Origin of the sequence: Streptomyces europaeiscabiei (assembly GCF_036346855.1) — a bacterium.
GTDB lineage: Bacteria > Actinomycetota > Actinomycetes > Streptomycetales > Streptomycetaceae > Streptomyces > Streptomyces europaeiscabiei.
In genome coordinates, this window is the sequence record NZ_CP107841.1 from 7,485,656 (window position 1) to 7,509,648 (window position 23,993).

At 70.2% G+C, this 23,993-nt stretch carries 19 protein-coding genes and 2 pseudogenes; 13 read left to right on the forward strand and 8 right to left on the reverse strand.

From position 1 onward, the window contains the following. Nucleotides 1–51: 51 nt before the first annotated feature. From OG858_RS32880 to OG858_RS32900, 5 genes and pseudogenes are all read right to left on the reverse strand, one after another. The gene (locus OG858_RS32880; protein WP_086751618.1) at nt 52–459 is read right to left on the reverse strand and encodes a VOC family protein; all 408 of its coding nucleotides are present in this window, start codon (nt 457–459) and stop codon (nt 52–54) included. Between the two features lie 121 nt (nt 460–580). Beyond that, entirely contained in the window at nt 581–1,867 is a 1,287-nt protein-coding gene (locus tag OG858_RS32885) for a hypothetical protein (RefSeq protein WP_319066707.1), read from the reverse strand. Nucleotides 1,868–2,397: 530 nt separating this feature from the next. Next, nucleotides 2,398–3,111: pseudogene (locus OG858_RS32890) on the reverse strand (ABC transporter ATP-binding protein); the annotation flags it as partial. A 218-nt stretch (nt 3,112–3,329) separates the two neighbouring features. Beyond that, nucleotides 3,330–4,729: pseudogene (locus OG858_RS32895) on the reverse strand (aspartate aminotransferase family protein). Then, entirely contained in the window at nt 4,714–5,268 is a 555-nt protein-coding gene (locus tag OG858_RS32900; RefSeq protein ID WP_086748165.1) for an Lrp/AsnC family transcriptional regulator, read from the reverse strand. Before OG858_RS32900 ends, OG858_RS32895 begins: the two are co-directional and overlap by 16 nt. 177 nt (nt 5,269–5,445) lie before the next feature. Here OG858_RS32900 and OG858_RS32905 point away from each other — a divergent pair, with 177 nt between their 5' ends. The 5 genes from OG858_RS32905 to OG858_RS32925 all read left to right on the forward strand — a co-directional run bounded on the left by OG858_RS32905 (nt 5,446) and on the right by OG858_RS32925 (nt 11,483). After that, complete coding sequence (locus tag OG858_RS32905) at nt 5,446–6,891, forward strand: gamma-aminobutyraldehyde dehydrogenase (RefSeq protein ID WP_086748164.1); 1,446 nt, start codon at nt 5,446–5,448, stop codon at nt 6,889–6,891. An 87-nt stretch (nt 6,892–6,978) separates the two neighbouring features. Then, on the forward strand, nt 6,979–8,157 hold the full coding sequence (locus tag OG858_RS32910; RefSeq protein ID WP_319066708.1) for a polyamine ABC transporter substrate-binding protein: 1,179 nt from the start codon (nt 6,979–6,981) through the stop codon (nt 8,155–8,157). A gap of 197 nt (nt 8,158–8,354) precedes the next feature. Next, entirely contained in the window at nt 8,355–9,014 is a 660-nt protein-coding gene (locus tag OG858_RS32915; protein WP_037696086.1) for a YceI family protein, read from the forward strand. A gap of 83 nt (nt 9,015–9,097) precedes the next feature. Then, on the forward strand, nt 9,098–9,643 hold the full coding sequence (locus OG858_RS32920) for a hypothetical protein (protein WP_086748162.1): 546 nt from the start codon (nt 9,098–9,100) through the stop codon (nt 9,641–9,643). A gap of 151 nt (nt 9,644–9,794) precedes the next feature. Further along, a complete protein-coding gene (locus tag OG858_RS32925) occupies nt 9,795–11,483 on the forward strand; it encodes a sigma-70 family RNA polymerase sigma factor (RefSeq protein WP_319066709.1) in 1,689 nt (562 codons plus the stop codon). A gap of 123 nt (nt 11,484–11,606) precedes the next feature. On the opposite strand, the gene OG858_RS32930 is transcribed toward OG858_RS32925, so the two are convergent. Beyond that, nucleotides 11,607–12,293, reverse strand: a complete 687-nt coding sequence (locus OG858_RS32930; RefSeq protein ID WP_319066710.1) for a glycerophosphodiester phosphodiesterase — start codon at nt 12,291–12,293, stop codon at nt 11,607–11,609. Between the two features lie 23 nt (nt 12,294–12,316). After that, entirely contained in the window at nt 12,317–13,429 is a 1,113-nt protein-coding gene (locus OG858_RS32935) for an adenosine deaminase (protein WP_373420874.1), read from the reverse strand. A gap of 206 nt (nt 13,430–13,635) precedes the next feature. Here OG858_RS32935 and OG858_RS32940 point away from each other — a divergent pair, with 206 nt between their 5' ends. Further along, entirely contained in the window at nt 13,636–14,985 is a 1,350-nt protein-coding gene (locus OG858_RS32940) for a DUF4190 domain-containing protein (RefSeq protein ID WP_328544191.1), read from the forward strand. A 318-nt stretch (nt 14,986–15,303) separates the two neighbouring features. On the opposite strand, the gene OG858_RS32945 is transcribed toward OG858_RS32940, so the two are convergent. Then, complete coding sequence (locus tag OG858_RS32945) at nt 15,304–15,870, reverse strand: NADAR family protein (protein WP_179201494.1); 567 nt, start codon at nt 15,868–15,870, stop codon at nt 15,304–15,306. A gap of 213 nt (nt 15,871–16,083) precedes the next feature. On the opposite strand from OG858_RS32945, the gene OG858_RS32950 reads away from it, so the two are divergent. The 7 genes from OG858_RS32950 (at nt 16,084) to OG858_RS32980 (ending at nt 23,977) form a co-directional block, all read left to right on the forward strand. Then, nucleotides 16,084–17,619, forward strand: a complete 1,536-nt coding sequence (locus tag OG858_RS32950; RefSeq protein WP_319321967.1) for a gamma-aminobutyraldehyde dehydrogenase — start codon at nt 16,084–16,086, stop codon at nt 17,617–17,619. Nucleotides 17,620–17,702: 83 nt separating this feature from the next. After that, nucleotides 17,703–18,947, forward strand: coding sequence for a polyamine ABC transporter substrate-binding protein (locus OG858_RS32955; RefSeq protein WP_319321141.1), 1,245 nt, complete (start codon nt 17,703–17,705; stop codon nt 18,945–18,947). A gap of 8 nt (nt 18,948–18,955) precedes the next feature. Continuing rightward, nucleotides 18,956–20,134, forward strand: a complete 1,179-nt coding sequence (locus OG858_RS32960) for an ABC transporter ATP-binding protein (RefSeq protein ID WP_319266354.1) — start codon at nt 18,956–18,958, stop codon at nt 20,132–20,134. Then, nucleotides 20,134–21,069: an ABC transporter permease gene (locus tag OG858_RS32965; protein ID WP_086746576.1), complete on the forward strand. Its 936-nt coding sequence runs from the start codon at nt 20,134–20,136 to the stop codon at nt 21,067–21,069. Before OG858_RS32960 ends, OG858_RS32965 begins: the two co-directional genes overlap by 1 nt. Continuing rightward, the gene (locus OG858_RS32970) at nt 21,070–21,870 is read left to right on the forward strand and encodes an ABC transporter permease (protein ID WP_328544190.1); all 801 of its coding nucleotides are present in this window, start codon (nt 21,070–21,072) and stop codon (nt 21,868–21,870) included. Between the two features lie 31 nt (nt 21,871–21,901). Further along, complete coding sequence (locus tag OG858_RS32975) at nt 21,902–23,320, forward strand: NAD(P)/FAD-dependent oxidoreductase (RefSeq protein WP_319066714.1); 1,419 nt, start codon at nt 21,902–21,904, stop codon at nt 23,318–23,320. A 204-nt stretch (nt 23,321–23,524) separates the two neighbouring features. Next, entirely contained in the window at nt 23,525–23,977 is a 453-nt protein-coding gene (locus tag OG858_RS32980; protein ID WP_319066715.1) for a hypothetical protein, read from the forward strand. Nucleotides 23,978–23,993: the final 16 nt, after the last annotated feature.

Genomic DNA, 23,993 nt, shown 5'->3' on the forward strand with positions numbered 1-23,993 from the left:
TGGGCAGGCGGTTGCTCGCGCGGTTCCCCCCGCCCCTTACGGGGAGCCTGCTCAGCCCTCGATGGCGGCCGGGTCCATCCACACGACCTCCCAGGTGTGGCCGTCGAGGTCGTCGAAGGCGCGGCCGTACATGAAGTCCATCTCCTGGATCTTCTCCGAGGCCGTGCCGCCGGCGGCGACCGCCTTCTCGACCAGCTCGTCGACCTTCGCGCGGCTCTCGGCGCTCAGACAGAGCATCACCTCGCTGGTCTTCGTGGCGTCCGCGATCTCCTTCTTCGTGAAGGACGCGTAGAACGGCTTGGTGAGCAGCATCGCCACGATGGTGTCGCTGATCACGACGGAGGCCGCGTTCTCGTCGCTGAACTGGGGGTTGAGTGCGTATCCGAGCTCCGTGAAGAACTTCTTCGAGGCGTCGAGGTCGTTCACGGGCAGGTTCACGAAGATCATCTGCTGGTACATGGCGAGGTCTCTCCCGTTCGGTTTCGGTCCGTTCGCAGGGGTAGACCGGGGACTCCCGTGAAACTCATCGCCGGTCCGGGACTTTTTTCGTACGACTTTCCGGCGCCCTCCGAGGCGCGTGTCAGGCGGCCAGCGGCAGCGCCGCCAGCTGTGCGACCGTCCAGGTCAGAGTGCCGAACACGGCGAGCAGGGCGCCCACGCGGAGCAGGGCCGCCTGGCGGGGCAGGGCGCCGGGCGCCCCCAGCCGCAGCAGCGCGGCCGTGGTGTCCGCGTGCGCCCGCCGGGCCTCGACGGCGGCCGTCGCGAGGGTGAGCACGGCGCAGCCGGCCACCACGAGCGCGCCCAGCAGGGTGAGCGGACCGACCGTGGGCCGCACGCCGGAGGACAGCGTCACCATGGCGTAGGCCCCGGAGGCCACCGCGCACACCACCCCGAGCGGGCGCCCGATGCGCCGGGCCTCTTCCTGGAGCACGCGCCCGGCGAGCAGGCGCAGTGCGCCGGGGCGTACGGACTGGAGCAGGCGCCCGGTGAGGTGGGTGAGCCCCGGCCCGGTCAGGACCAGCCCGAGTGCGGTGAGCAGCCAGCCGCCGAGGACTCCGGTGGGGCTGTCCGCGAAGCCGCCGGGGAGGCTGAGGCCGGAGCCGTCGTCGGACTGTCCGGCGTACGTCTCGACGGCGAGGCCGACCGCGAGCACGGCGATGCCCCAGGGGAGGCCGCCGGGGGCGGGGCGTGGAGCCGCCGGCTCCGCCGGCTCCAGCGGGTTCGTGGTGGCGGTGGCCTCCTCGTCCGGCTCCTCCTCGTACCTCGTGGCGCCCGCCGGGGACGCGGCCCGTCGGCCGATGGCGAAGGTGTCGTACGCCATGAAGCGGGTCCGTAGCCCGGCGGGCCGGGCGCCGGTGTGCTCGGGGCGCAGAACGAGGGCGGTCGTGACGGAGGCGACGGCCGGGACCAGGGAGAGGAGGGTGAGGGCCGCAGGGAGGGGCAGGGGCCGCCCGGCGGCGAGTGCGTCGGTCGCGGCGCCGTCGAAGGGCAGGCCGGTGAGGTCGCCGCGCAGATGGAGGAAGACGAGCAGGGCGAGGAGTGAGCCGAGGACGGTGGACAGGGCCGTCGTGACCGCCGAGATGGCCATCAGCCGGCCGGGGCCGAGGCCGATCGCGGACAGACCGGGGCGGGGCCGGGTACCGGGGTCGGTGCGGGCCACGGTCACCGCGAAGTACACGGTGGCGGCGGCGGGAGGGACGCACCAGGCCAGGCGGAGCACCGAGCCGGCCGGGGCGTGCGGGTGGGCCATGGCGTGCCCGAGGGCGCAGAGCAGCAGAAAACCCGTGCCGCCGGTGGCCGCGGCGACCAGGAGGCGCCGGAGCTGGACGGCGGGGTGGGCCCGGCGGGCTAGGCGGAGAGCGAGCACGCGGCCCGGCCTTCCCCGTCGGCGGCCCGCTCTTCCCCGTCGACGACGGACGGGCGCTCCCCTTCGACAGCGGACCCACCGCTCTGCTCGACGGCGGACTCACCTCCCCCTTCGACGGGCGGACGACCTTCCCGCTCGGTGGCGGGTCGGCTTCCCCGTCCGGTGTTGAGGAGGCTTTTGCCTGCGGTGGCGGACGGGTGTTCCGTTTCGGAGGCGGGCGGTCCTACCTCCTCGGTGGCGGGTCGGTCTCTCTGCTCGGTGGCCGGGCGGCTTTTCCGCTCGGTGGCGGGCCGGCCTCTCCGTCCGGTGTTGGGGAGGCTTTTGCCTGCGGTGGCGGACGGGTGTTCCGTTTCGGAGGCGGGCGGTCCTGTTTGGTCGGTGGCGGGCCTGCCTTGCGCTTCGGTGCCGGGTCGGCCTCTCTGCCCGGTGGCGGGTCGGCCTTCCCTTTCCGTGTTCGACCCGCCCCCTCCCGCGGCGGTGTGTCGGCCCCTGCCCGCGGTGGTGGGGCTCTGGTTCCCCTCGGGGGTGGGGCGGCCCTTCCCTTCCGTGGCGGAGGGCAGGTGGACGGTCTTCACATGGCGTCCGTCGAGCAGGGACACCGTGCGGTCCGCGAGGGAGGCGGTCGCGGGGTCGTGGGTGGCGAGGACGACCGTGATGGAGTGCGAGCGGGCCGCCGTGGTGAGGGTGCGCAGGACGTGGGTGTGTTCGGCGCGGTGCAGCGAGGCGGTCGGCTCGTCCGCGAAGAGCACGGTGGGGGCGGCGACCAGGGCGCGGGCGACGACCACCCGCTGGCGCTCGGACTGGAGGAGGGCGTGCGGGCGCTTGCGGGCCGCGTCGCGGATGTCGAGGCGCTCCAGCCACTCCAGGGCGGCGGCCTTGGCGGCCCGGCGGCCGGTGCCGCGCAGCATCAGCGGCAGGGCGGTGTTCTCCCAGACGTTCAGCTCGGGGACGAGGACCGGCTCGGGGTCGATCCAGCCGAAGCGGTCGCGGCGCAGCCGCTCCCGGGCGAGCGGACCCATGGTGTGCACGGGAACGCTGTTGAACCACACCTCGCCCCGCTGCACCCGCAGCTGTCCGGACAGACACCGCAGGAGCGTGGTCTTGCCGCTGCCGCGCGGGCCGGTGACCGCGAGGATCTCGCCCTCCCTGACGGCCATCGACACGCCTTGCAGCGCGGGCGAGCCGTCGTGCGCGTAGGTCAGACCGCGTGCCCAGAGCACGTCGTTGTCCGGCGGGGCCACCATGGGCGTACACCTCGGTTCGGATCAGGATTGCCGGGGGAGCCCCCCGTCCGGGGGAACGAAGGCAGGGCCGATCGGTTACAGGGGCACGCTAGGGAGTCAGGGTGGCGGGGGCCGGACAGCACACGGCCCGGGACGCCCTCATCTCACTCGGATGGGTGCGTCCCGGGCCGTGTGAAAGACCGGGCGGGCGGGCGGGCGCCGACAGGACCGCCGGAGGCCTACAGCAGGGTCCACGCCTCCGTCAGCGTCGCGCGCAGGATCTGCTCGATCTCGTCGAAGGTCGACTGGTCGGAGATCAGCGGCGGCGCGAGCTGGACGACCGGGTCGCCGCGGTCGTCGGCACGGCAGTAGAGGCCGTTCTCGAACAGCTTCTTCGACAGGAAGCCGTAGAGGATGCGCTCGGTCTCGTCGTCGTCGAAGCTCTCCTTCGTCGCCTTGTCCTTGACCAGCTCGATTCCGTAGAAGTAGCCGTTGCCGCGGACGTCGCCGACGATCGGCAGGTCGTAGAGCTTCTCCAGCGTGGACCGGAACGCGTCCTCGTTGTCGAGGACGTGCTGGTTGAGGCCCTCACGCTCGAACAGGTCGAGGTTGGCGAGGCCGACGGCCGCGGAGACCGGGTGGCCGCCGAAGGTGTAGCCGTGCAGGAAGGTGTTGTCGCCCTTGTAGAAGGGTTCGGCCACGCGGTCCGAGACGACGCAGGCGCCTATCGGGGAGTAGCCCGAGGTCATGCCCTTGGCGCAGGTGATCATGTCCGGGACGTAGCCGAACTTGTCGCAGGCGAACATCGTGCCGAGCCGGCCGAAGGCGCAGATGACCTCGTCCGATACCAGCAGCACGTCGTACTGGTCGCAGATCTCACGGACCCGCTGGAAGTATCCGGGCGGCGGCGGGAAGCAGCCGCCCGCGTTCTGCACCGGCTCCAGGAAGACCGCCGCGACCGTGTCGGGGCCTTCGAAGAGGATCTCCTGCTCGATCTGGTCCGCGGCCCAGCGGCCGAAGGCCTCCGGGTCGTCACCGAAGTACGGGGCCCGGTAGATGTTGGTGTTCGGGACCTTGTGCGCGCCCGGCACCAGCGGCTCGAAGGGAGCCTTCAGGGCCGGCAGGCCGGTGATGGACAGGGCGCCCTGCGGGGTGCCGTGGTAGGCGACCGCGCGGGAGATGACCTTGTACTTGGTCGGCTTGCCCTGGAGCTTGAAGTACTGCTTGGCGAGCTTCCAGGCGGTCTCGACCGCCTCGCCGCCGCCGGTGGTGAAGAAGACCTTGTTCAGGTCGCCGGGCGCGTAGGAGGCGATACGTTCCGCCAGTTCGACGGCCTTCGGGTGGGCGTAGGACCACACCGGGAAGAACGCCAGCTCCTGCGCCTGCTTGAACGCGGTCTCCGCCAGCTCGGTGCGGCCGTGGCCCGCCTGGACGACGAAGAGACCCGCGAGACCGTCGAGGTACCGCTTGCCCTTGTCGTCGTAGATGTACGTACCCTCGCCCCGGACGATGGTGGGGACCGGGGAGTTCTCGTACGAGGACATGCGGGTGAAGTGCATCCACAGGTGGTCGTACGCGGTCTGGCTGAGGTCCTTGGGGCTCACGGCTTATCCGTCCTCACGGTTATCGGGTTCCCCACATATAGGTCTGCTTCTTGAGCTTGAGGTAGACGAAACTCTCCGTCGACCGCACGCCGGGCAGGGTCCGGATGCGCTTGTTGATGACCTCCAGGAGGTGGTCGTCGTCCTCGCAGACGATCTCCGCCATCAGGTCGAAGGAGCCGGCGGTGATCACGATGTACTCGACCTCCGACATGGCCGTCAGTGCGTCCGCCACGGGATCCAGGTCGCCGTCGACGTTGATGCCGAGCATCGCCTGACGCCGGAAGCCCACGGTGAGCGGGTCCGTGACGGCGACGATCTGCATCACGCCCTGGTCGAGCAGTTTCTGGACGCGCTGGCGCACGGCCGCCTCGGACAGGCCTACGGCCTTGCCGATCGCGGCGTACGGTCGCCTGCCGTCCTCCTGGAGCTGCTCGACGATGGCGAGCGAGACGGCGTCCAGCTGCGGAGTGCCGTTCCTGGGCTCCTTGGAGTCCCTCCTGGATTCCCTGGAGTCCTTGGGGTCCCGGGACTCCCTCTGCTCTGCGCTTCGACTGGCCACGGCCTCACTGTGCACGACGTCTCGACAGTTCCGCAAGGCTGGATCGATGAAATTCGTTGTTTGAGGGCCCATGGCTTGCGGATTTCGCAGCCAATGAGGTGTCGGGGGTGTTGAAAGCGGGGGGCGGCGGATTAGGGTGGTGTCTCAAGGAGTGGACACCCACATCTGGACACCCAACCTGGAGGGCCGGCAGTGAGTACCGAGCTGGGTCGGCTGCGCAAGCTACGCAACTACATCGACGGTGAATTCCGTGACGCCGTCGACGGACGGACCACCGAGGTGGTCAACCCCGCGACGGGCGAGGCCTACGCGACCGCGCCCCTGTCCGGTCAGGCCGATGTCGACGCGGCGATGGCCGCCGCCGAGGCCGCTTTCCCGGCCTGGCGCGACACGACCCCGGCCGAGCGCCAGCGGGCTCTGCTGAAGATCGCCGACGCGTTCGAGGAGCGGGCCGAGGAGCTCATCGCGGCGGAGGTGGAGAACACGGGCAAGCCGATCGGGCTGACCCGCTCCGAGGAGATCCCGCCGATGGTGGACCAGATCCGCTTCTTCGCGGGTGCCGCGCGGATGCTGGAGGGCCGGTCGGCCGGCGAGTACATGGAGGGGATGACCTCGATCGTCCGCCGTGAGCCGGTCGGTGTCTGCGCCCAGGTCGCGCCGTGGAACTACCCGATGATGATGGCCGTGTGGAAGTTCGCGCCGGCGATCGCCGCGGGCAACACGGTCGTGCTGAAGCCGTCGGACACGACGCCGGCCTCGACCGTCCTCATCGCCGAGATCATCGGGGCGATCCTGCCGAAGGGCGTCTTCAACGTGATCACGGGCGACCGTGACACCGGGCGGCTGATGGTCGAGCACCCGGTCCCGGCGATGGCGTCCATCACCGGGTCCGTGCGGGCCGGTATGTCCGTCGCCGAGTCCGCGGCCAAGGACGTCAAGCGCGTCCACCTGGAGCTGGGCGGCAAGGCGCCGGTCGTCGTCTTCGCCGACACCGACATCGCCAAGGCCGTCGAGGACATCTCGGTGGCGGGCTACTTCAACGCCGGGCAGGACTGTACGGCCGCGACCCGTGTCCTCGTCCAGGAGAGCATTCACGACGAGTTCGTGGCCGCGCTCGCGAAGGCGGCGGCCGAGACGAAGACCGGGCAGCCGGACGACGAGGACGTGCTGTACGGGCCGCTCAACAACCCCAACCAGCTCAAGCAGGTCGCCGGGTTCATCGAGCGGCTGCCCGCCCACGCGAAGGTCGAGGCCGGCGGGCACCAGGTCGGCGAGAAGGGGTACTTCTACGCGGCGACCGTCGTCTCCGGACTGAAGCAGGACGACGAGATCATCCAGAAGGAGGTCTTCGGGCCGGTCATCACGGTCCAGTCGTTCGCGGACGAGGCACAGGCCGTCGGCTGGGCGAACGGGGTCGAGTACGCGCTCGCGTCGTCGGTGTGGACGAAGGATCACGCGCGGGCGATGCGGATGTCGAAGGCGCTGGACTTCGGGTGTGTGTGGATCAACACGCACATTCCGCTGGTCGCGGAGATGCCGCACGGCGGGTTCAAGAAGTCGGGGTACGGCAAGGACCTTTCGGGTTACGGGTTCGACGACTACACCCGGATCAAGCATGTGATGACTTCGTTGGGCTGAGCGGTTCGTCGACGGCCGCGGGTGGTGTGCGGCCGCTCGCACGGTTCCCCGCGTCCCTTCGGGGCGCGGGGATGGCATGCTGCCTGAATGTCCCTCCCGCACATCGGCCGCCGTTCGTTCTTGTGTGCCGTCGGCACGGGCGCGGCGCTCGGCGCGCTCGCCGGGTGCGGGGTGCCCGCCGCCTACGTGGCGCCCCGCAACCGCGCCGGAGTCGATCTCTCGGCCCGTGACAAGCGGCTGAGCTGGGCCAACTGGCCGTTGTACATCGACACCGACGACGAGGACGACTCGCGGCGGCCGACGCTGGAGGCGTTCGAGGAGCGGACCGGGATCGCCGTCGACTATGTCGAGGAGATCAACGACAACGACGAGTTCTTCGGCAAGATCAGCCCGGCCCTGATGAACCACCAGCGGACCGGCCGCGACCTCGTCGTCGTCAGCGACTGGATGTGCGCCCGGTTCGTACGGCTGGGGTGGGTCCAGGAGATGGACCGGGCGGGTCAGCCGAACGTCACCGAGTATCTGGATCCGCAGCTGCGTTCGCCCGCCTTCGACCCCGGCCGCCGATTCGCCGTGCCGTGGCAGTCGGGGATCACCGGCATCGCGTACAACCGCCGGAAGGTGGGCCGCGAGATACGTCGTGTCGCTGATCTGTGGGCGGACGATCTCCAGGGGCGGGTCACCCTTCTCTCCGGTCTGGACGAGGCGTTCGCGCTGCTGATGCAGGGCAACGGCGTCGATGTCACGCGCTGGACGGCGGACGACTTCCACACCGTCTGCGACCAGGTCGAGTCCCGCGTCCGGACCGGCCATATCCGCCGCTTCACCGGCAACGACTACATCAAGGACCTCGCCGGCGGGGACGTGCTCGCCTGCCAGGCGTACTCCGGTGACGTCATCCAACTCCAGGCGGACGACCCGGACATCCGCTTCGTCGTCCCCGAGGACGGCGCCGAACTCTGGTCCGAGTCCCTGATGATCCCCAACCTCGCCCGCCACAAGACCAACGCCGAACGCCTCGTCGACTTCTACTACGACCCCGAGGTCGCCGCCGAACTCGCCGCCTGGGTCAACTACGTCTGCCCCGTCCCCGCCGCCCGCGACGTCCTCGCCTCCGCCAAGGACGAGGAGACCGCCGCCCTCGCCGAGGACCCCCTGATCTTCCCCGACGACGCCATGCGCGCCCGGCTCGCCGTCGCGCGGGACATCACGTCGGAGGAACGGCAGGAGTTCGCGCGCCGGTGGAACGGGATCGTGGGGTTGTAGGACGAGGCGGAATCCGGGGGCGAATTCCGGCCCTCCCGCGGTGAATTCCGGCGGGTGAATCGTGGCGACCCTGTGGAGATAGTGCAATTGTCTGTCGCGTGGTGGCGCTTTATCAGCCTTTCGGTGTCCATTCGGACCCGACGGATCGGACGACGAAGGGTTGCGGTGCATTCCGTCGTGCCGTAGTTACGTGAAGCATGAACCTGTTCACCCGTGCTGCGTCCCTGCGCCGCCCGGCAGCCCCCACGGCCTCGCAACTCCCCCACGAGTCGCAGGCATTTCCTTCCACCGGCCCGTCCGATCCCGCCCTGGCGATACTGACCGGCGAATGGATGATCGACGCGGCGCACAGCCGTATCGGTTTCTCCGTCCGGCACGCCCTGGTGACGACCGTGCGCGGGGCGTTCACCGAGTATCAGAGCCGGCTCTATTTCGACGGCCGTGATCCCTCTCGTTCACGGGCCGAGATAGTGCTGTCCACCACGTCCGTCGACACCGGAGTGCAACAGCGCGACCATCATCTGATGGGCCGCGACTTCCTGGACGCCGCGACCTATCCGCGCATGCGTTTCGTCAGTACGGCGGTGCGTCCGGTGGGCAACGATGTCTACCGCATGGCCGGAGAACTCACCATCAAGAGCATCACCCGTCCCGTCGATCTGGAACTCACCTACATAGGGCACGTCATGGACCCGTTCGGATACGAGCGGGTCGGTTTCGACGGGACGACCACCATCAACCGTTCCGAATGGGGACTCACGTACAACCAGCGGCTCGCGGAGGGCGGTGCCATGGTGAGCGAGAAGGTGCGCCTGCAGTTCGACCTCGCCGTGATCCGCTCGATTCCCGGCGGCTGACGCCCGGTCGCGTTCCCGTGGGGCCCGGCACCTGCCGGGCCCCCACTTTTGAACGCGTTCAAGTAGGGGCGTACGCTCACCGCATGAGCGACAGAGCCGCCCTGTTGAAGGGCATCCGTGCGTGGCTGATCTTCTTCGTCGTCTGTCTGGTGCTGAGCGGCGCCACGGCGTTCCCGCTGGTCCACGAGCTGCGGTGGACCGAGGAGTTGTTGCGGTCGCTGTCCGTCGGGGAGTACCTGCCGGCGCTCGTGGAGTGGATCGAGCGCGTACGGGCGGGGCTCGACGAGGCCGACGCCGAGTACCCCTTCCTCCTGTACGGCACCGACTGGCTGGCCTTCGCGCACCTCGTGATCGCGGTGGCCTTCTACGGCCCCTATCGCGACCCGGTCCGCAACATCTGGGTCGTCGAGTTCGGCATGATCGCCTGCGCGGGGATCGTCCCGCTGGCTCTGATCTGCGGGCCGATCCGGGGCATCCCCTTCTGGTGGACGGTGATCGACATGTCGTTCGGGGTGTTCGGGGTGATCCCGCTGTACGTCCTACGGCAGCGGATCAAGCGGCTGGAGGCGCTCACCGGCGGGTGGGACCGGAAAACTGTTATCCCGGCCGCCTCCACACCGTCTCCGTAGGCACCCCCCCTGTTTCCCCACGTACAGGAGCGAGCCGCATGAGCAGTGTGATCTCCGCCTCGGAGGTTCCCCACGTCACGGAGATGGCTGAGAAGGTACGGAACACAGCCGAGTGAGCAGGGCGACCCCAGCGGGACCGGAAGGAACGTACGTGGACGGGCGGCAGTGGCGCTCCACCATCGCGGCCGCGCAGGCAGGGGACCGGCGCGCCCTCGACGAGCTGGTCGAGGGCTGGCTGCCCCTCGTCTACAACATCGTCGGCCGGGCGCTCAACGGTCACGCCGATGTCGACGACGTCGTGCAGGAGACCATGCTGCGCGCCGTCGACAACCTCGACACGCTGCGTGATCCGGACAGCTTCCGCTCCTGGCTGGTCGCGATCGCGATGCGGCAGATTCGGGACCGGGCGCGCCGCCGCACCGCCGACCAGCTCGACGACAGCGACGCCCATTCCGCCGCCGACTTCGCCGAACTGACCGTGCTGCGGCTGCAGTTGGAGGGCCAGCGCAAGGAGGTCGCGGAAGCGGTCCGCTGGCTCGACGACGAGGACCGGCAACTGTTGTCGCTGTGGTGGCTGGAGGTCGCGGGCGAACTCACCCGGCGCGAACTCGCCGCCGCCGTCGGTATCAGCAGACAGCACGCCGCCGTCCGCGTCCAGCGGATGAAGGCCCGCCTGGAGACCGCGCGGGGCATCGTCCGCGCCCTCGACTCCTCCTGCTCCGACCTGGGCCGGGTCACCGTCCGCTGGAGCGGGCGGCCCGACTCGGTGTGGCGCAAGCGCATCGCCCGGCACATCCGTGGCTGCGCCCGCTGCGACGGCCATGGGCGCCCCGGAGAGGTCGTCGTCCCGGCCGAACGCCTCCTCGTCGGCCTCGCCCTGGTCCCCGTCCCCGTCGGCTTCACCCTGTCCCTGGCGTTCGGCGGGAAGACCGCGGTCGCGGCGACCGCCGCGACCGCCTCGGTGGGCTGGTCCGCCAAAGTGCTCGGAGCCCTCACCAAGCCCGCCGTGGCGGTGACGGCGGGCGCGACGTTCGTCGCCGGGGGCGCGTACGTCGTCACGCGGCCCCCGCAGGACCGGCCTCCGCAGGCCGCGCCCAGCGCGCTCAGCACGGCCCGCGCGCCGGTGGCCACGGAGCCTCGCGCCCCGGCGCCCTCCAGGTCGCCCTCGTCCTCGCCGTCCCCCTCCGCCTCCCCGTCCGCGACCAGGAAGACCGACCTGTACGGCACCGTCGTCGACGTCGCGGACGAGGCGCCGGACCGGGACACCCCGCCCGCCGCCCTCCCGCGTCGGCCCGAGTCCGGCCTCACCAGCAGCGGCGGTCCGCGGACCGTGATGAACCACCGCGGCGACAACGTGACCTTCACGGGCGAGGGTTACGTCCTGGTCCGCTGGCAGATCTCGCCCCAGTACCGGCCGGGCGGCCTGGTCATGCCGTCCTGGACCGGTCTGAAGGGCAGGCTCTTCCACGTCGCCTCGGGCGGCGGCCGCCGTATGGACGACCCGACCTCCGCCGACGGCAGGACCTCCGGCATGGGCGGCCCCGCCACCGGATACACCGTCCTCCCCGACGGCACCCAACAGATGTGGCAGAACGAGTACTTCTACCTCGACGGCACGGTCACCCTCACCCAGAACGAACGCGGAGCCGACTACGGCGTCACCGTCGCCCCCTCCACCTGGGACGCCGTCACCGAGGACGTCGCCTACGGCCCGGACCGGGGCGCCATCCGCTACGGCCTGGTCCGCGACAACGGCAAGGACTCGGCGCCCGTGCCGCAGTACGTCACGCGCGGGAAGCCGGTGGACGCGGCGACGGTGGCGCAGCGGTCGGAGGTGTAGAGGCAGTTCGTCGGCTGCCGGGGTGCCCGGGTATCCGCGGTGCGGCGGGTGCGAGTGCGGGTGCGTCGTGGTCGATCGCGCAGTTCCCCGCGCCCCCGAAGGGGCGCTGTACACGGACCTCGGTCAAGGGCGCTGCCGCAGTGCGCACAGTGCATCGACCCGGTTGGTGGTGATCGAGTCGACGCCCATGTCCATCAGACGGCGCATGGAGCGTCGGGTGTCGGGGGTCCAGACGGAGAGGAGGTGGCCGTCGTGATGGACGCGGTCCGCCAGCGCGCGGGTGACCAGGCCGAAGCGGTAGTTGAGCCAGCGGGGGCGGATCGCGGCGAGGAGGGCGGGGCGGGGTGGGGCGAGGGTCTTCCAGGTGAGGGCGAGCTCGGCGGTGGGGGCGGCGGCGCGGACAGCGAGCGTGGTGGCCGGGTCGGCGCTGTAGTAGACGCGGTCCTCGGCGTCGTACTCCCGTACGACGTCGAGGATGTGCCGCACCGCCCGGCGGTTCACCACGCCCGGCAGGTCCACCATGACCCGGCTGTCCTTGGTGGCGAGCAGCGCGTCGGCCAGCGTCGGCACCCCGTCCGCCGTCAGCCCGCGCAGCTCCGCGGCGGAGAGCGCGGCCAGCGGCCGCTCCACCTCCCACAGCCGGTTCAGCGTCGAGTCGTGGAGCAGGACGGGCACGCCGTCACGGGTCGTCCGTACGTCGAACTCGACGGCGTCCGCACCCAGATCGAGCCCGGCCCGCAGGGAGTCGAGCGTGTTCTCACGGTGGCGGTAGGGGGCGCCGCGATGGGCGACGGCTGTCACGGTGCGCATGGGTGATGGTGGTCCCGATCGGGTCAGGGGGTCAGCCAGGCCGAGGTGTAGGTGTCGATCTCGGCGGACAGACGGGTTCTGCCGGGCTCGTCGAGGAAGGACGCCTCCACGGCGTTCTTCGCGAGCGCGGCCAGCCCCCGCTCGTCGAGGCCGAGGAGGCGCGCGGCGACCGCGTACTCGGTGTTGAGGTCGGTGCCGAACATCGGCGGGTCGTCGGAGTTGACGGTGACCAGGACCCCGGCGCGCACGAACTCCTTGATGGGGTGCTCGTCGAGGGTGCGGACCGCGCGTGTGGCGATGTTCGAGGTCGGGCAGACCTCCAGGGCGATCCGGTGCTCGGCGAGGTGCGCGAGCAGCTTCGGGTCGCCGGCTGCACTGGTGCCGTGCCCGATGCGCTCCGCGCGCAGGTCGGTGAGCGCGTCCCAGATCGTCTCGGGCCCTGTGGTCTCGCCGGCGTGCGGCACGGAGTGCAGCCCGGCCGCGATCGCCCGGTCGAAGTACGGCTTGAACTGCGGCCTCGGCACGCCGACCTCGGGCCCGCCGAGCCCGAACGACACCAGCCCCTCGGGACGCACCCGGTCCTCGGTCGCGAGCCGGGTCGTCTCCTCGGCGGCGTCGAGCCCTGCCTCGCCGGGGATGTCGAAGCACCAGCGCAGTACGGTCCCGAACTCGGCCTCCGCCGCCTTGCGCGCGTCCTCGATCGCCTCCATGAAGGCCCGCTCCTCGATCCCGCGGCGGGTGGAGGAGTACGGCGTGATGGTCAGCTCGGCGTACCGCACCTGCTGCCGGGCGAGATCCCGTGCCACCTCGAACGTCAGCAGCCGGACGTCGTCCGGGGTGCGGATCAGGTCCACGACGGACAGATACACCTGGATGAAGTGGGCGAAGTCCGTGAACGTGAAGTAGTCCGCGAGCGCCTCGGGGTCCGTCGGCACCTTGGAGTCGGGGTGGCGGGCGGCCAGCTCGGAGACGATACGGGGAGAGGCGGAGCCGACGTGGTGCACGTGGAGTTCGGCCTTGGGCAGACCGGCGATGAAGGTGTGCAGGTCGCGGGTGCCGAAGGCACCGGGAGCGGTGGACGCGCCGGGAACGGCGGGGGTCACGGGCACGCCCTGCGAGGCGCGGTGGTCGGTCAAGGTTCCTCCCCGGGAACGGCGTCCGCCCCGGACCGTGGTCTGCGTCGGGGGACGCGGGTGATCGGCTGATCGATGACTCGGGGATCATCGTAGGCGGCGATCCGCACGCTGAACCCCGGGCCTTAGCATGACCGAACGTACAGCTGATCGTGTACGACGGAAAAGACGACGCAGAACGGCACGGAACGCTACAGGGGGACCCACTTATGCCGTCCGACGAGGCACCGATCCCGGAGACACCGGCCGACCCGCAGCCCGACCCGTGGGCGTCCCCGCAGGGCGACCCCGCGATATCCCTGACGGTGGTCGACGGTGCCACGCTGCCGACGGTGACCGATGACGCTGTTCCGTCGGTGGTGGTCGACGGTGCCACGCTGCCGACGGTGACCGAAGACGCGGTACCGCCAACGGTGATCGAAGACGCCATTCCGTCGGCGGTGGCCGAAAGCGCCGACTCGGCGACGGTGGCCGACGGCGTTCCGCTGCCCATCGGGCCGGGCGCCGCTCCGCGGCCCGAGGACGCGATACCGGCCCCGACGGTCACCCTGGACAAGCCGATCGCGCCGGATGCGCCCGCTGGTTTCGCCCAGCCCGTCGCGCCGGTTCCGCCCGGGTGGTCGAGCCCGGCGGCTGCCACCGCCGCTTCTGCTCCCCACGATCCGTGGGCCGCGCCGGCCGACATCCCGGCGCCGAGCACCTCCGCTCCCTCCTCGTCCTCGGTGCACGACCGGATGACGGTCGTGTCCATGCCGGGGGTGGACGCGAGCGGTCCGGTGCCCGCCGACTCGGGTGGGCCGACCTCTCCCCAGGCCGCCGCGACGACGCAGCCCTGGGCCGGTCCCGGCGCCTTCTCACCGCCGGGGGGCCGGCCGCCCGCCGGGGCCTCCATCCCCGCCCCCAACCCTTTCGCCCCGCCCGCGCCCGACGCGCCCAGTACGCCCCACGCGTCCTACCCGCCGCCTGCGGCCGGCGCCCCGTACGCGGCCCCCGGCGCCGCCGTACCACCCCCGCCCATCAGCCCGGAAGGGCCCGGTCAGGTCCCGTACGGCTACCCGCAGTACCCCGCGTACCAGGGGGCCCACGCCTACCCCGGTGTGGGTTATCCGGCACCCGACGCCGGCTACCCGGGCGTCGGCCACCCCGCCCCCGGTGCCGGCTACGCCTGGCCCGTGATGGCGGCGCCGCCGAGCAACGGGATGGGCATCGCGGCGATGGTGCTCGGCATCTGCGCCGCCGCGCTCTTCTGTCTGTGGCCGCTGGCGATCCTGCTCGGGATCATGGCCGTGATCTTCGGATCCATCGGCCGGGTCAAGGCCCGCCGCGGCGAAGCGACGAACCCGGGGCACGCCCTGGCCGGGATCATCTGCGGAGTGGTCGGCATTCTGCTCGGCATCGGCTTCATCGTCCTGATCATCGTGGCGCCCGGCAGCGACGACTACGACTCGGACCCCGACCCCTTCGACGACGGCTACTCCACGTCGCTCTCCCTGACGCTGCCGGCCGGGGCCGACGGCGCGGCCTCCGTCACCGACGCGATGCCGCGCCGCACTCACTAGGCGCGGCACTCACTCGGCGCCGCACCCACCGAGGCGCGGCGCCCAAAGGACGCGGGGAACCGCGCGACGACCCACGACGCACCCGCGGGTGACCTGCCGGGTTCCCGGCCTCGCGCCCCCGCCCCGCCGCAGTCGCCCTCGTGCCGCACCGACCCGGCGCGGCATCCCCGAGGAGCCGAAGTCAGGCGCCGGTCCACCGTGCCCCCCGGCGGACCGCCACCGGGGGCACGGGCGGCCGGCGCCTGGCGGCTTCGCACGGGGCGTGATCGGTCACGTAGCCCCCGCAGGTGGTGGGTTACCGGGCTTCCGGCGGAGTGCTCAGGCGTCGACCCCGCTCAGCAGTCTCTCCCGGGCCGCCATCAGTGCGAAGCCCAGCAGGTTGGGGCCCCGCCAGCGGGCGGGGTCCATGGCGCGTTCGTCGTCCGCAGCGAGACCGATGCCCCAGACGCGGTCGAGGGGGCTGGCCTCGACGAGTACGCGGTTGCCCGTGCCCAGGAGGAACGTGCGCAGGTCGGCGTGGGCGGCGAACTTGTGGACGCTGCCCTCGGCGACGATCGCGAAGCGCTCCCGCTGCCACACGCCGTCGTCGAAGCCGCGCACGAGCCGCCCGATCTTCTTCGCCTGCGCGGGGCTCGACGCGGCGACGGCCTTGCGCTCCGCCTCCGCGTCCCCGAACAGCCGGGCCTTCGACGCCATCATCCAGTGCTCGGCCGTCGCGTACTCCACCCCGTCCACCGTGAACGGCGACGGCCACCACTGGCTCAGACAGCTCGCGCCGATCCGGCCGTCGGGCCGTGGCCGGTGCCCCCAGAAGTGCAGGTACTTGACCCTTGCCCCCGACTGGACCGCCTTTGTGAGCGTGTCCCAAGAATCGATCTTCTCCATGCCGACGAGTCTGTCAGCCACCACTGACAATCCGTCCTTGATTTTCCGTGCCGACTCGACACCTGGTCGACAGATTCCGTCGCGTAACCAAAAGGCAACAACGGAATCACTTGTTGGCGCCGCATGGCTCTGTCAGGATCGGCACTCAAATCGAGCCGGAGCTACGCCACCCGCCCCCGGGGACAGAAGGGGGCACCGGCGGAGGAGAGCGACATGCAGAACCCGGGCACCGCCACCCCGGACCGATTCCCCGCGCAGGACCGCTTCGCGGCCGGCGCGCAGTACATCGCCGGCCGTCTGACGAAGGGCACATCGGGACGCACCCACGCGGTCGTCGACCCCGCGACAGGCGACGAGGTCCTCACCTACGAACTGGCCGGCACGGACGACGTGGACGCGGCGGTCGCAGCCGCCCGCGCGGCGTTCCCGGGCTGGGCCGCCACCACACCCGGTGAGCGGTCGGACGCGCTGCACCGCTTCGCCGCGGTCCTGGCCGACCGGGCGGAGGAGTTCGCGCGGGCCGAGTCCCTGCAGTGCGGGAAGCCGCTCAAGCTGACGCGCGAGTTCGACGTGCCCGGCACCATCGACAACACCGCGTTCTTCGCGGGCGCCGCCCGGCACCTGCAGGGCCAGTCGGCCGGCGAGTACTCCGCCGACCACACCTCCTACGTGCGCCGTGAGCCCATCGGTGTGGTGGGTTCCATCGCGCCTTGGAACTACCCGCTCCAGATGGCGGCCTGGAAGATCCTTCCGGCGGTCGCGGCGGGCAACACGATCGTTCTGAAGCCCGCCGAGACGACCCCGCTCACCTCGCTGCTGTTCGCACAGGCCGCCACGGACGCCGGGATCCCCGACGGCGTGATCAACGTCGTCACCGGGACCGGCAAGGAGGCCGGTGAGCACCTCGTCGGGCATCCCGACGTGGTCATGACCTCCTTCACCGGGTCCACGGCGGTCGGCAGGCGCGTGGCCGAGATCGCCACGGCCACCGTCAAGCGCATCCATCTGGAGCTGGGCGGCAAGGCCCCGTTCGTGGTCTTCGACGACGCCGACCTGGAGGCCGCCGCCAACGGCGCGGTCGCGGGCGCCCTCATCAACACCGGCCAGGACTGCACGGCCGCCACGCGCGCGTACGTGCAAAGGCCCCTCTACGACGAGTTCGTCGCGCGGACGGCCGCCCTCATGGAGACCGTCCGGCTCGGCGACCCCTTCGCCCCGGGCACCGACCTCGGTCCGCTGATCTCGCACGTCCAGCGCGACCGTGTCGCCGGGTTCGTCGAGCGGGCACGCGCGTACGCGCGCGTGGTCACCGGTGGCGAGGCGCCCCGGGGGGAGTTGGAGAACGGCGCGTACTACCGGCCCACCCTCGTCGCGGACGCGTCCCAGGACAGCGAGATCGTCCAGTCGGAGATCTTCGGACCGGTGCTGGTGGTCCTGCCCTTCGACAGCGACGACGAGGGCATCCGGCTGGCGAACGACACCCCGTACGGGCTCGCCGCCTCCGCCTGGAGCCGGGACGTGTACCGGGCGGGCCGCGCCACCCGGGAGATCAAGGCCGGGTGCGTGTGGGTCAACGACCACATCCCGATCATCAGCGAGATGCCGCACGGCGGCTACAAGGCATCCGGCTTCGGCAAGGACATGTCCGCGTACTCGTTCGAGGAGTACACCCAGATCAAGCACGTCATGTTCGACAATACGGCGATCGCCAGGAAGGACTGGCACCGCACGATCTTCGGGGACCGCTAGCCAGTCCGGGGACCGGCCGCCCGACCCCCGGCCGACCCCCGCCCACCCTCCCGAAAGGGCACCTCCGAAAGGGCACCACGCGCATGGAGCAGTTCGAGCCCGACCGCCTGTCCCCGGCCCAGGTGGCCGCCATGCGGCGCAGCCTCAGGAACGGCCGGGCCGCCCTCAGCCGTCGTTCGCTGCTGCGCGCCACAACCGGCGGCGCACTCGCGATCGGCGGGCTCGGCGCGCTGAGCGCCTGCGGCATCCCCGCGGCGAAGAACACCTCGGCCGTCTCGTCCGAGGACCACTCGGCCAAGGAGAAGAAGGTCCACTTCTCCAACTGGACCGATTACATGGACATCGACGACACCGGCAAGCGCCACCCCAGCCTGGACCAGTTCACGCGACGCACCGGCATCAAGGTCGAGTACACCGAGGACATCAACGACAACGTCGATTTCTTCGGCAAGATCAAACCGCAGCTCGCCGCCGGTCAGGACACCGGTCGCGACCTCATCTGCGTCACCGACTGGCTGGCGGCCCGGCTGATCCGCTTCGGATGGGTCCAGAAACTCGACGCGTCCAACCTGCCGCACGCCTTCATGAACCTCTCCCAGCAGTTCCGCAACCCCGACTGGGACCCGGGCCGGGCGTACTCCTACCCCTGGCAGGGCATCTCGACCGTCATCGCCTACAACAAGAAGGCGCTCGACGGCGAGGAGGTGAAGTCGGTCTCCGACATGCTCGACAACCCGAAGCTCAAGGGGCGGATCGGGTTCCTCTCCGAGATGCGCGACAGCATCGGGATGACGCTGCTGGACATGGGCAAGGATCCGGCGAAGTTCACCGACGACGACTACGACGCGGTGATCGCCCGCCTCCAGAAGTCCGTCGACAACGGTCAGATCCGCCGCTTCACCGGCAACGACTACATCTCGGATCTCAGCAAGGGCGACTTCGCGGCCTGTATCGCCTGGGCCGGTGACGTGGTCCAGCTCAAGGCCGACAGCCCGGACGTCGACTTCGTCATCCCCGACAGCGGCTACATGACCTCGACGGACAACCTGCTGATCCCGAACAGGGCCCGGCACAAGACCAACGCCGAACGGCTCATCGACTACTACTACGAGCCGAAGCCGGCCGCCGAACTCGCCGCGTACATCAACTACGTGTGCCCCGTCGACGGCGTGAAGGCGGAGCTGGCCAAGATCGACCCGGACGCGGCGAACAACCCGTTGATCATTCCCGACGCGGCCATGGCAGCCAAGTCCCACGCCTTCCGTTCCCTCAGCCAGCAGGAAGAGACGGCGTACGAAGAGAAGTTCGCGAAGCTGACAGGGGCGTGAGAAGGACGATGACCAGCAAGAAGACCACGGACGACGGCAGCGGTGACGTCCGCCTCTCCGGTATAGGCAAGACCTACGGCTCCTTCACCGCCGTGCACCCGCTCGACCTGACCGTGCCGGAAGGTTCCTTCTTCGCCCTGCTCGGCGCCTCCGGCTGCGGCAAGACCACCACCCTGCGCATGATCGCCGGCCTGGAGGAACCTTCCTGCGGGAGCGTCTTCCTCGGCACCCACGACGTGACGAACCTGCCCCCGTACAAGCGGCCGGTGAACACCGTCTTCCAGTCGTACGCTCTCTTCCCGCACCTGGACATCTTCGAGAACGTCGCCTTCGGTCTGCGCCGGCGCGGCATCAAGAGCGTGAAGAAGCAGGTCGGGGAGATGCTGGAGCTGGTCCAGCTCGGCGAGCAGGCGCGCAAGAAGCCACATCAGCTGTCGGGCGGCCAGCAGCAGCGCGTCGCCGTCGCCCGCGCCCTCATCAACCACCCGAAGGTCCTCCTCCTCGACGAGCCCCTCGGCGCCCTCGACCTCAAGCTGCGCCGCCAGATGCAGCTGGAGCTGAAGCGCATCCAGACCGAGGTCGGCATCACCTTCATCCACGTCACGCACGACCAGGAGGAGGCCATGACCATGGCCGACACGGTCGCCGTGATGAACGGCGGCAGAGTCGAGCAACTCGGCTCACCCGCCGACCTGTACGAGAACCCGCGGACCACCTTCGTCGCCAACTTCCTCGGCACCTCCAACCTCATCGAGGCCGAGGTGGACTCCAGGAGCGGCGACGACATCGTGTTGAAGGCGGGCGACGGCAAGCTCGTGCTGCCTGAGGCGCGCTGCAGTGCGCCCACCTCGACCGGCGGCAAGGTCCTCGTCGGTGTACGCCCCGAGAAGATCACCCTCACGCACGCGGACGACGCCGGGGAGATCCCCGTCGGCCGCAACCGCATCACCGGGAAGATCGCCGCGACCAGCTTCATCGGTGTCTCCACGCAGTACGTGATCGACAGCTCGGTCTGCCCCGAGTTCGAGGTCTACGTCCAGAACATAGACCGCGACGCCCGGCTCGTCCCCGGCGCCGACGTCGTCCTGCACTGGAACCCCGCGCACACCTTCGGCCTGGACGCCGCACAGTCCCTGCTTGCCGGGACAGCGGGCTCCGCGGGCGTGGACGAAGGGGCGGCGCTCTGATGTCGACCCTCACCGAAGCCGAGGCGCCACCGCCCCCGGCGCCCGCCCCGACCACCGGGAAACCGCCCGGCAGGCGAGGCCGATGGACGCCGTATCTGCTGCTCGCGCCCGGCCTCGTCTGGCTGCTGGTCTTCTTCGCGATGCCGATGGTCTACCAGGCCTCCACGTCCGTGCAGACGGGCTCCCTGGAGAACGGCTACCAGGTCACCTGGCACTTCGCGACCTACTGGGACGCGCTCAGCGAGTACTACCCGCAGTTCCTGCGCTCGGTGCTCTACGCGGGCTCGGCGACGCTCCTGTGTCTGCTCCTCGGCTATCCGCTGGCGTACCTGATCGCTTTCCGGGCGGGCCGCTGGCGCAATCTGATCCTGATCCTGGTGATCGCCCCGTTCTTCACCAGCTTCCTGATCCGCACCCTCGCCTGGAAGACGATCCTGTCGGACGGCGGCCCGGTCGTCGGCGCCCTCAACACCCTGCACGTCCTGGACGTCACCAGCTGGCTCGGCCTCACGGCCGGGGACCGTGTGCTGGCCACGCCGCTCGCGGTGGTCTGCGGCCTCACCTACAACTTCCTGCCGTTCATGATCCTGCCGCTCTACACCTCGCTGGAGCGCATCGACGGGCGACTGCACGAGGCGGCCGGCGACCTCTACGCGAGGCCGTTCACGACGTTCCGCAGGGTCACGTTCCCGCTCTCCATGCCGGGCGTCGTCTCCGGCACGCTGCTGACCTTCATCCCGGCCAGCGGCGACTACGTGAACGCCGAACTCCTCGGCTCCACCAACACCCAGATGATCGGCAACGTCATCCAGAGCCAGTTCCTGCGGATCCTCGACTATCCGACGGCGGCGGCCCTTTCGTTCATCCTCATGGCCGCGATTCTTCTCATGGTCACGGTCTACATTCGCAAGTCAGGGACGGAGGATCTGGTTTAAATGGCCTTCGTCAAATGGCTCAAGCGCCGTCTCGTCGTCATCGCGGGACTGCTGACGCTCGGATATCTGCTCCTGCCGAACGTCGTCGTCACGGTCTTCTCCTTCAATCAGCCGAAGGGCCGCTTCAACTACAAGTGGCAGGAATTCTCCACGGCCGCCTGGACCGATCCGTGCGGTGTCGCCGACCTGTGCGGCTCGCTCTCGCTCAGCCTCCAGCTGGCAGCCTGGGCGACCCTCGGCGCGACGGTCCTCGGCACGATGATCGCCTTCGCGCTGGTGCGGTACCGCTTCCGCGCGCGGGGCGCCGTCAACTCGCTGATCTTTCTCCCGATGGCGATGCCCGAGGTCGTGATGGCCGCCTCACTGCTCACCCTCTTCCTGAACCTGGGTGCACAGTTGGGATTCTGGACGATCCTCATCGCCCACATCATGTTCTGCCTGAGCTTCGTCGTCGTCGCCGTCAAGGCGCGCGTGATGTCGATGGATCCGAGGCTGGAGGAGGCCGCGCGCGATCTGTACGCGGGTCCCGTCCAGACCTTCGTCCGGGTCACCCTGCCCATCGCAGCCCCCGGTATCGCGGCGGGCGCGCTGCTCGCCTTCGCGCTCTCCTTCGACGACTTCATCATCACCAATTTCAACGCGGGCTCGACCGTCACCTTCCCCATGTTCGTCTGGGGATCTGCACAACGCGGAACACCCGTCCAGATCAATGTCATCGGTACGGCCATGTTCCTGATCGCCGTACTGTTCGTGGTGGCCGGAATGGCCATCGGTAACCGCAGGAAAAGGCAAAAAGCATAAGCCGTTGTTGGCTCTGTAGGGAGTTGAAATCATGGCCCCAAGCGCCATGAACCGTTGGACGAAGTCACTGGCCGACGCACAGCCGGAGCCGTACTGGCTCGAAGATCCCGGCAAGCCCCACCCCGAGCCCGCGCTCACCGGCGCCGAGAGCTGCGACCTGCTGGTCGTCGGCGGTGGCTACAGCGGGCTGTGGACCGCGCTGATCGCCAAGGAGCGCGACCCCGGGCGTGATGTCGTCCTGCTGGAAGGCCGCGAGGTGGGCTGGGCCGCCTCCGGCCGCAACGGCGGCTTCTGTGCCGCCTCGATCACCCACGGCCTGGCCAACGGCCTCGCCCGCTGGCCCGACGAGATCCACAAGCTGGAGGAACTGGGCGCCCGCAACCTCGACGAGATCGAGGCGGCGGTCGCCCGCCACGGCCTCGACTGCGACTTCGAACGCACCGGCGAGATCGACGTCGCCACCGAGACCTATCAGGCCTGGGAACTGCGCGACTGGTACGACGAGATCACCCGCAAGGGCCTCGCCGACGGCATCGAGTTCCTGGACGCCGACGCGGTCCGCGACCAGGTCGCCTCACCCACCTTCCAGGCGGGCCTGCACGACCGCAGGGGCGTCGCCATGCTGCACCCCGCCAAGCTCGCCTGGGGTCTCAAGCGTGCCTGCCTGAACCTCGGCGTCCGCGTCTACGAGCACACCCCCGCGCTGAACCTGAAGGCGTACGGCGCCGGAATGGCCGTCCGCACGCCCTACGGCCAGGTCCGTACCCGGCAGGTGGCGCTCGGCACGAACATCTTCCCCAGCCTGGTCAAGCGCGTCCGCGCGTACACCGTCCCCGTCTACGACTACGCCCTGATGACCGAACCGCTGACCGCCGACCAGCTGGCGTCGATCGGCTGGAAGAACCGGCAGGGGCTCGGGGACTCGGCCAACCAGTTCCACTACTTCCGGCTCAGCGCCGACAACCGGATCCTCTGGGGCGGCTACGACGCGGTCTACCAGTACGGCGGCCGGGTGCGCGCCGAGTACGACGACCGGCCGGAGACGTACGCCAAGCTCGCCGGGCACTTCTTCACCTGCTTCCCGCAGTTGGAGGGCGTCCGCTTCACCCACGCCTGGGGCGGCGCGATCGACACCTGCTCCCGCTTCTCGGCGTTCTTCGGCACCGCCCACCAGGGCAGAGTCGCCTACGCGGCCGGATACACGGGGCTGGGGGTGGGCGCCACCCGGTTCGGCGCCGACGTCATGCTCGACCTGCTCGCGGGCGAGCGCACCGAGCGCACCGAACTGGAGATGGTCCGCAGGAAGCCGCTGCCGTTCCCGCCGGAGCCGTTCGCCTGGACCGGTATCGCCCTCACCAAGTGGTCCCTGGCCCGCGCCGACTCCCACGCCGGCCGTCGCAACCTGTGGCTGAAGGCCATGGACCGGCTGGGGCTGGGCTTCGACAGCTGACGGCGCGAAGAGACCGGAATCCACAGGTCAGCGGGGCGTGAAGGCGCGCACGTGATCAACAGGCGTGCGCCCTGCTGGGCCGTATTACCCCATTCACCACCAAGAAGTGGTCGGAACCCGCGTAATGCCCGGCCGCAACCTCTGTCTGTGCTCCTGACGCGAAACCGCGTCCGACGGAGCTCTAGAGAGAGGAAGGTCCCTGTCATGACTGGGGCCAAGACGGCGGCCGAGTGGCTGGCATCCGTATCACCGGATCCCGAGGCCTGTCGCTGGGAGTGGGAGCGCAACCCCCTGGGGGTCGCCCTGCTTCCGGCCGGCAGTGCCTGGGACGTGCTGATCCTGCCGGGCCTGCTCGGCTATCCCACGCTCGACGTGCTGACCCGCATCATCGACCAGCCCGGACCCGTGCTCGTCGACTTCGGCGACGACCGCATGGGCTTCTTCGTACCGCCGGGCACGGCGGCGCGGTGGCTCGGCACGGGGGTGCGCAGCGCGGGCCGCGGCACCTGGATCGTGGTGCCGTACCCGGGCCGGCAGACCGGCGGAGTCCGCTGGCTGATCCCGCCGGACGGCAGCGGCACTCTCACCGACCCGGCACTGCTCGAACTGGCTATGCACGAGGCGGCGGCGAGCCTGGCCAGGGACGAGGACCGGTGACCGGGGGCTGACAGCC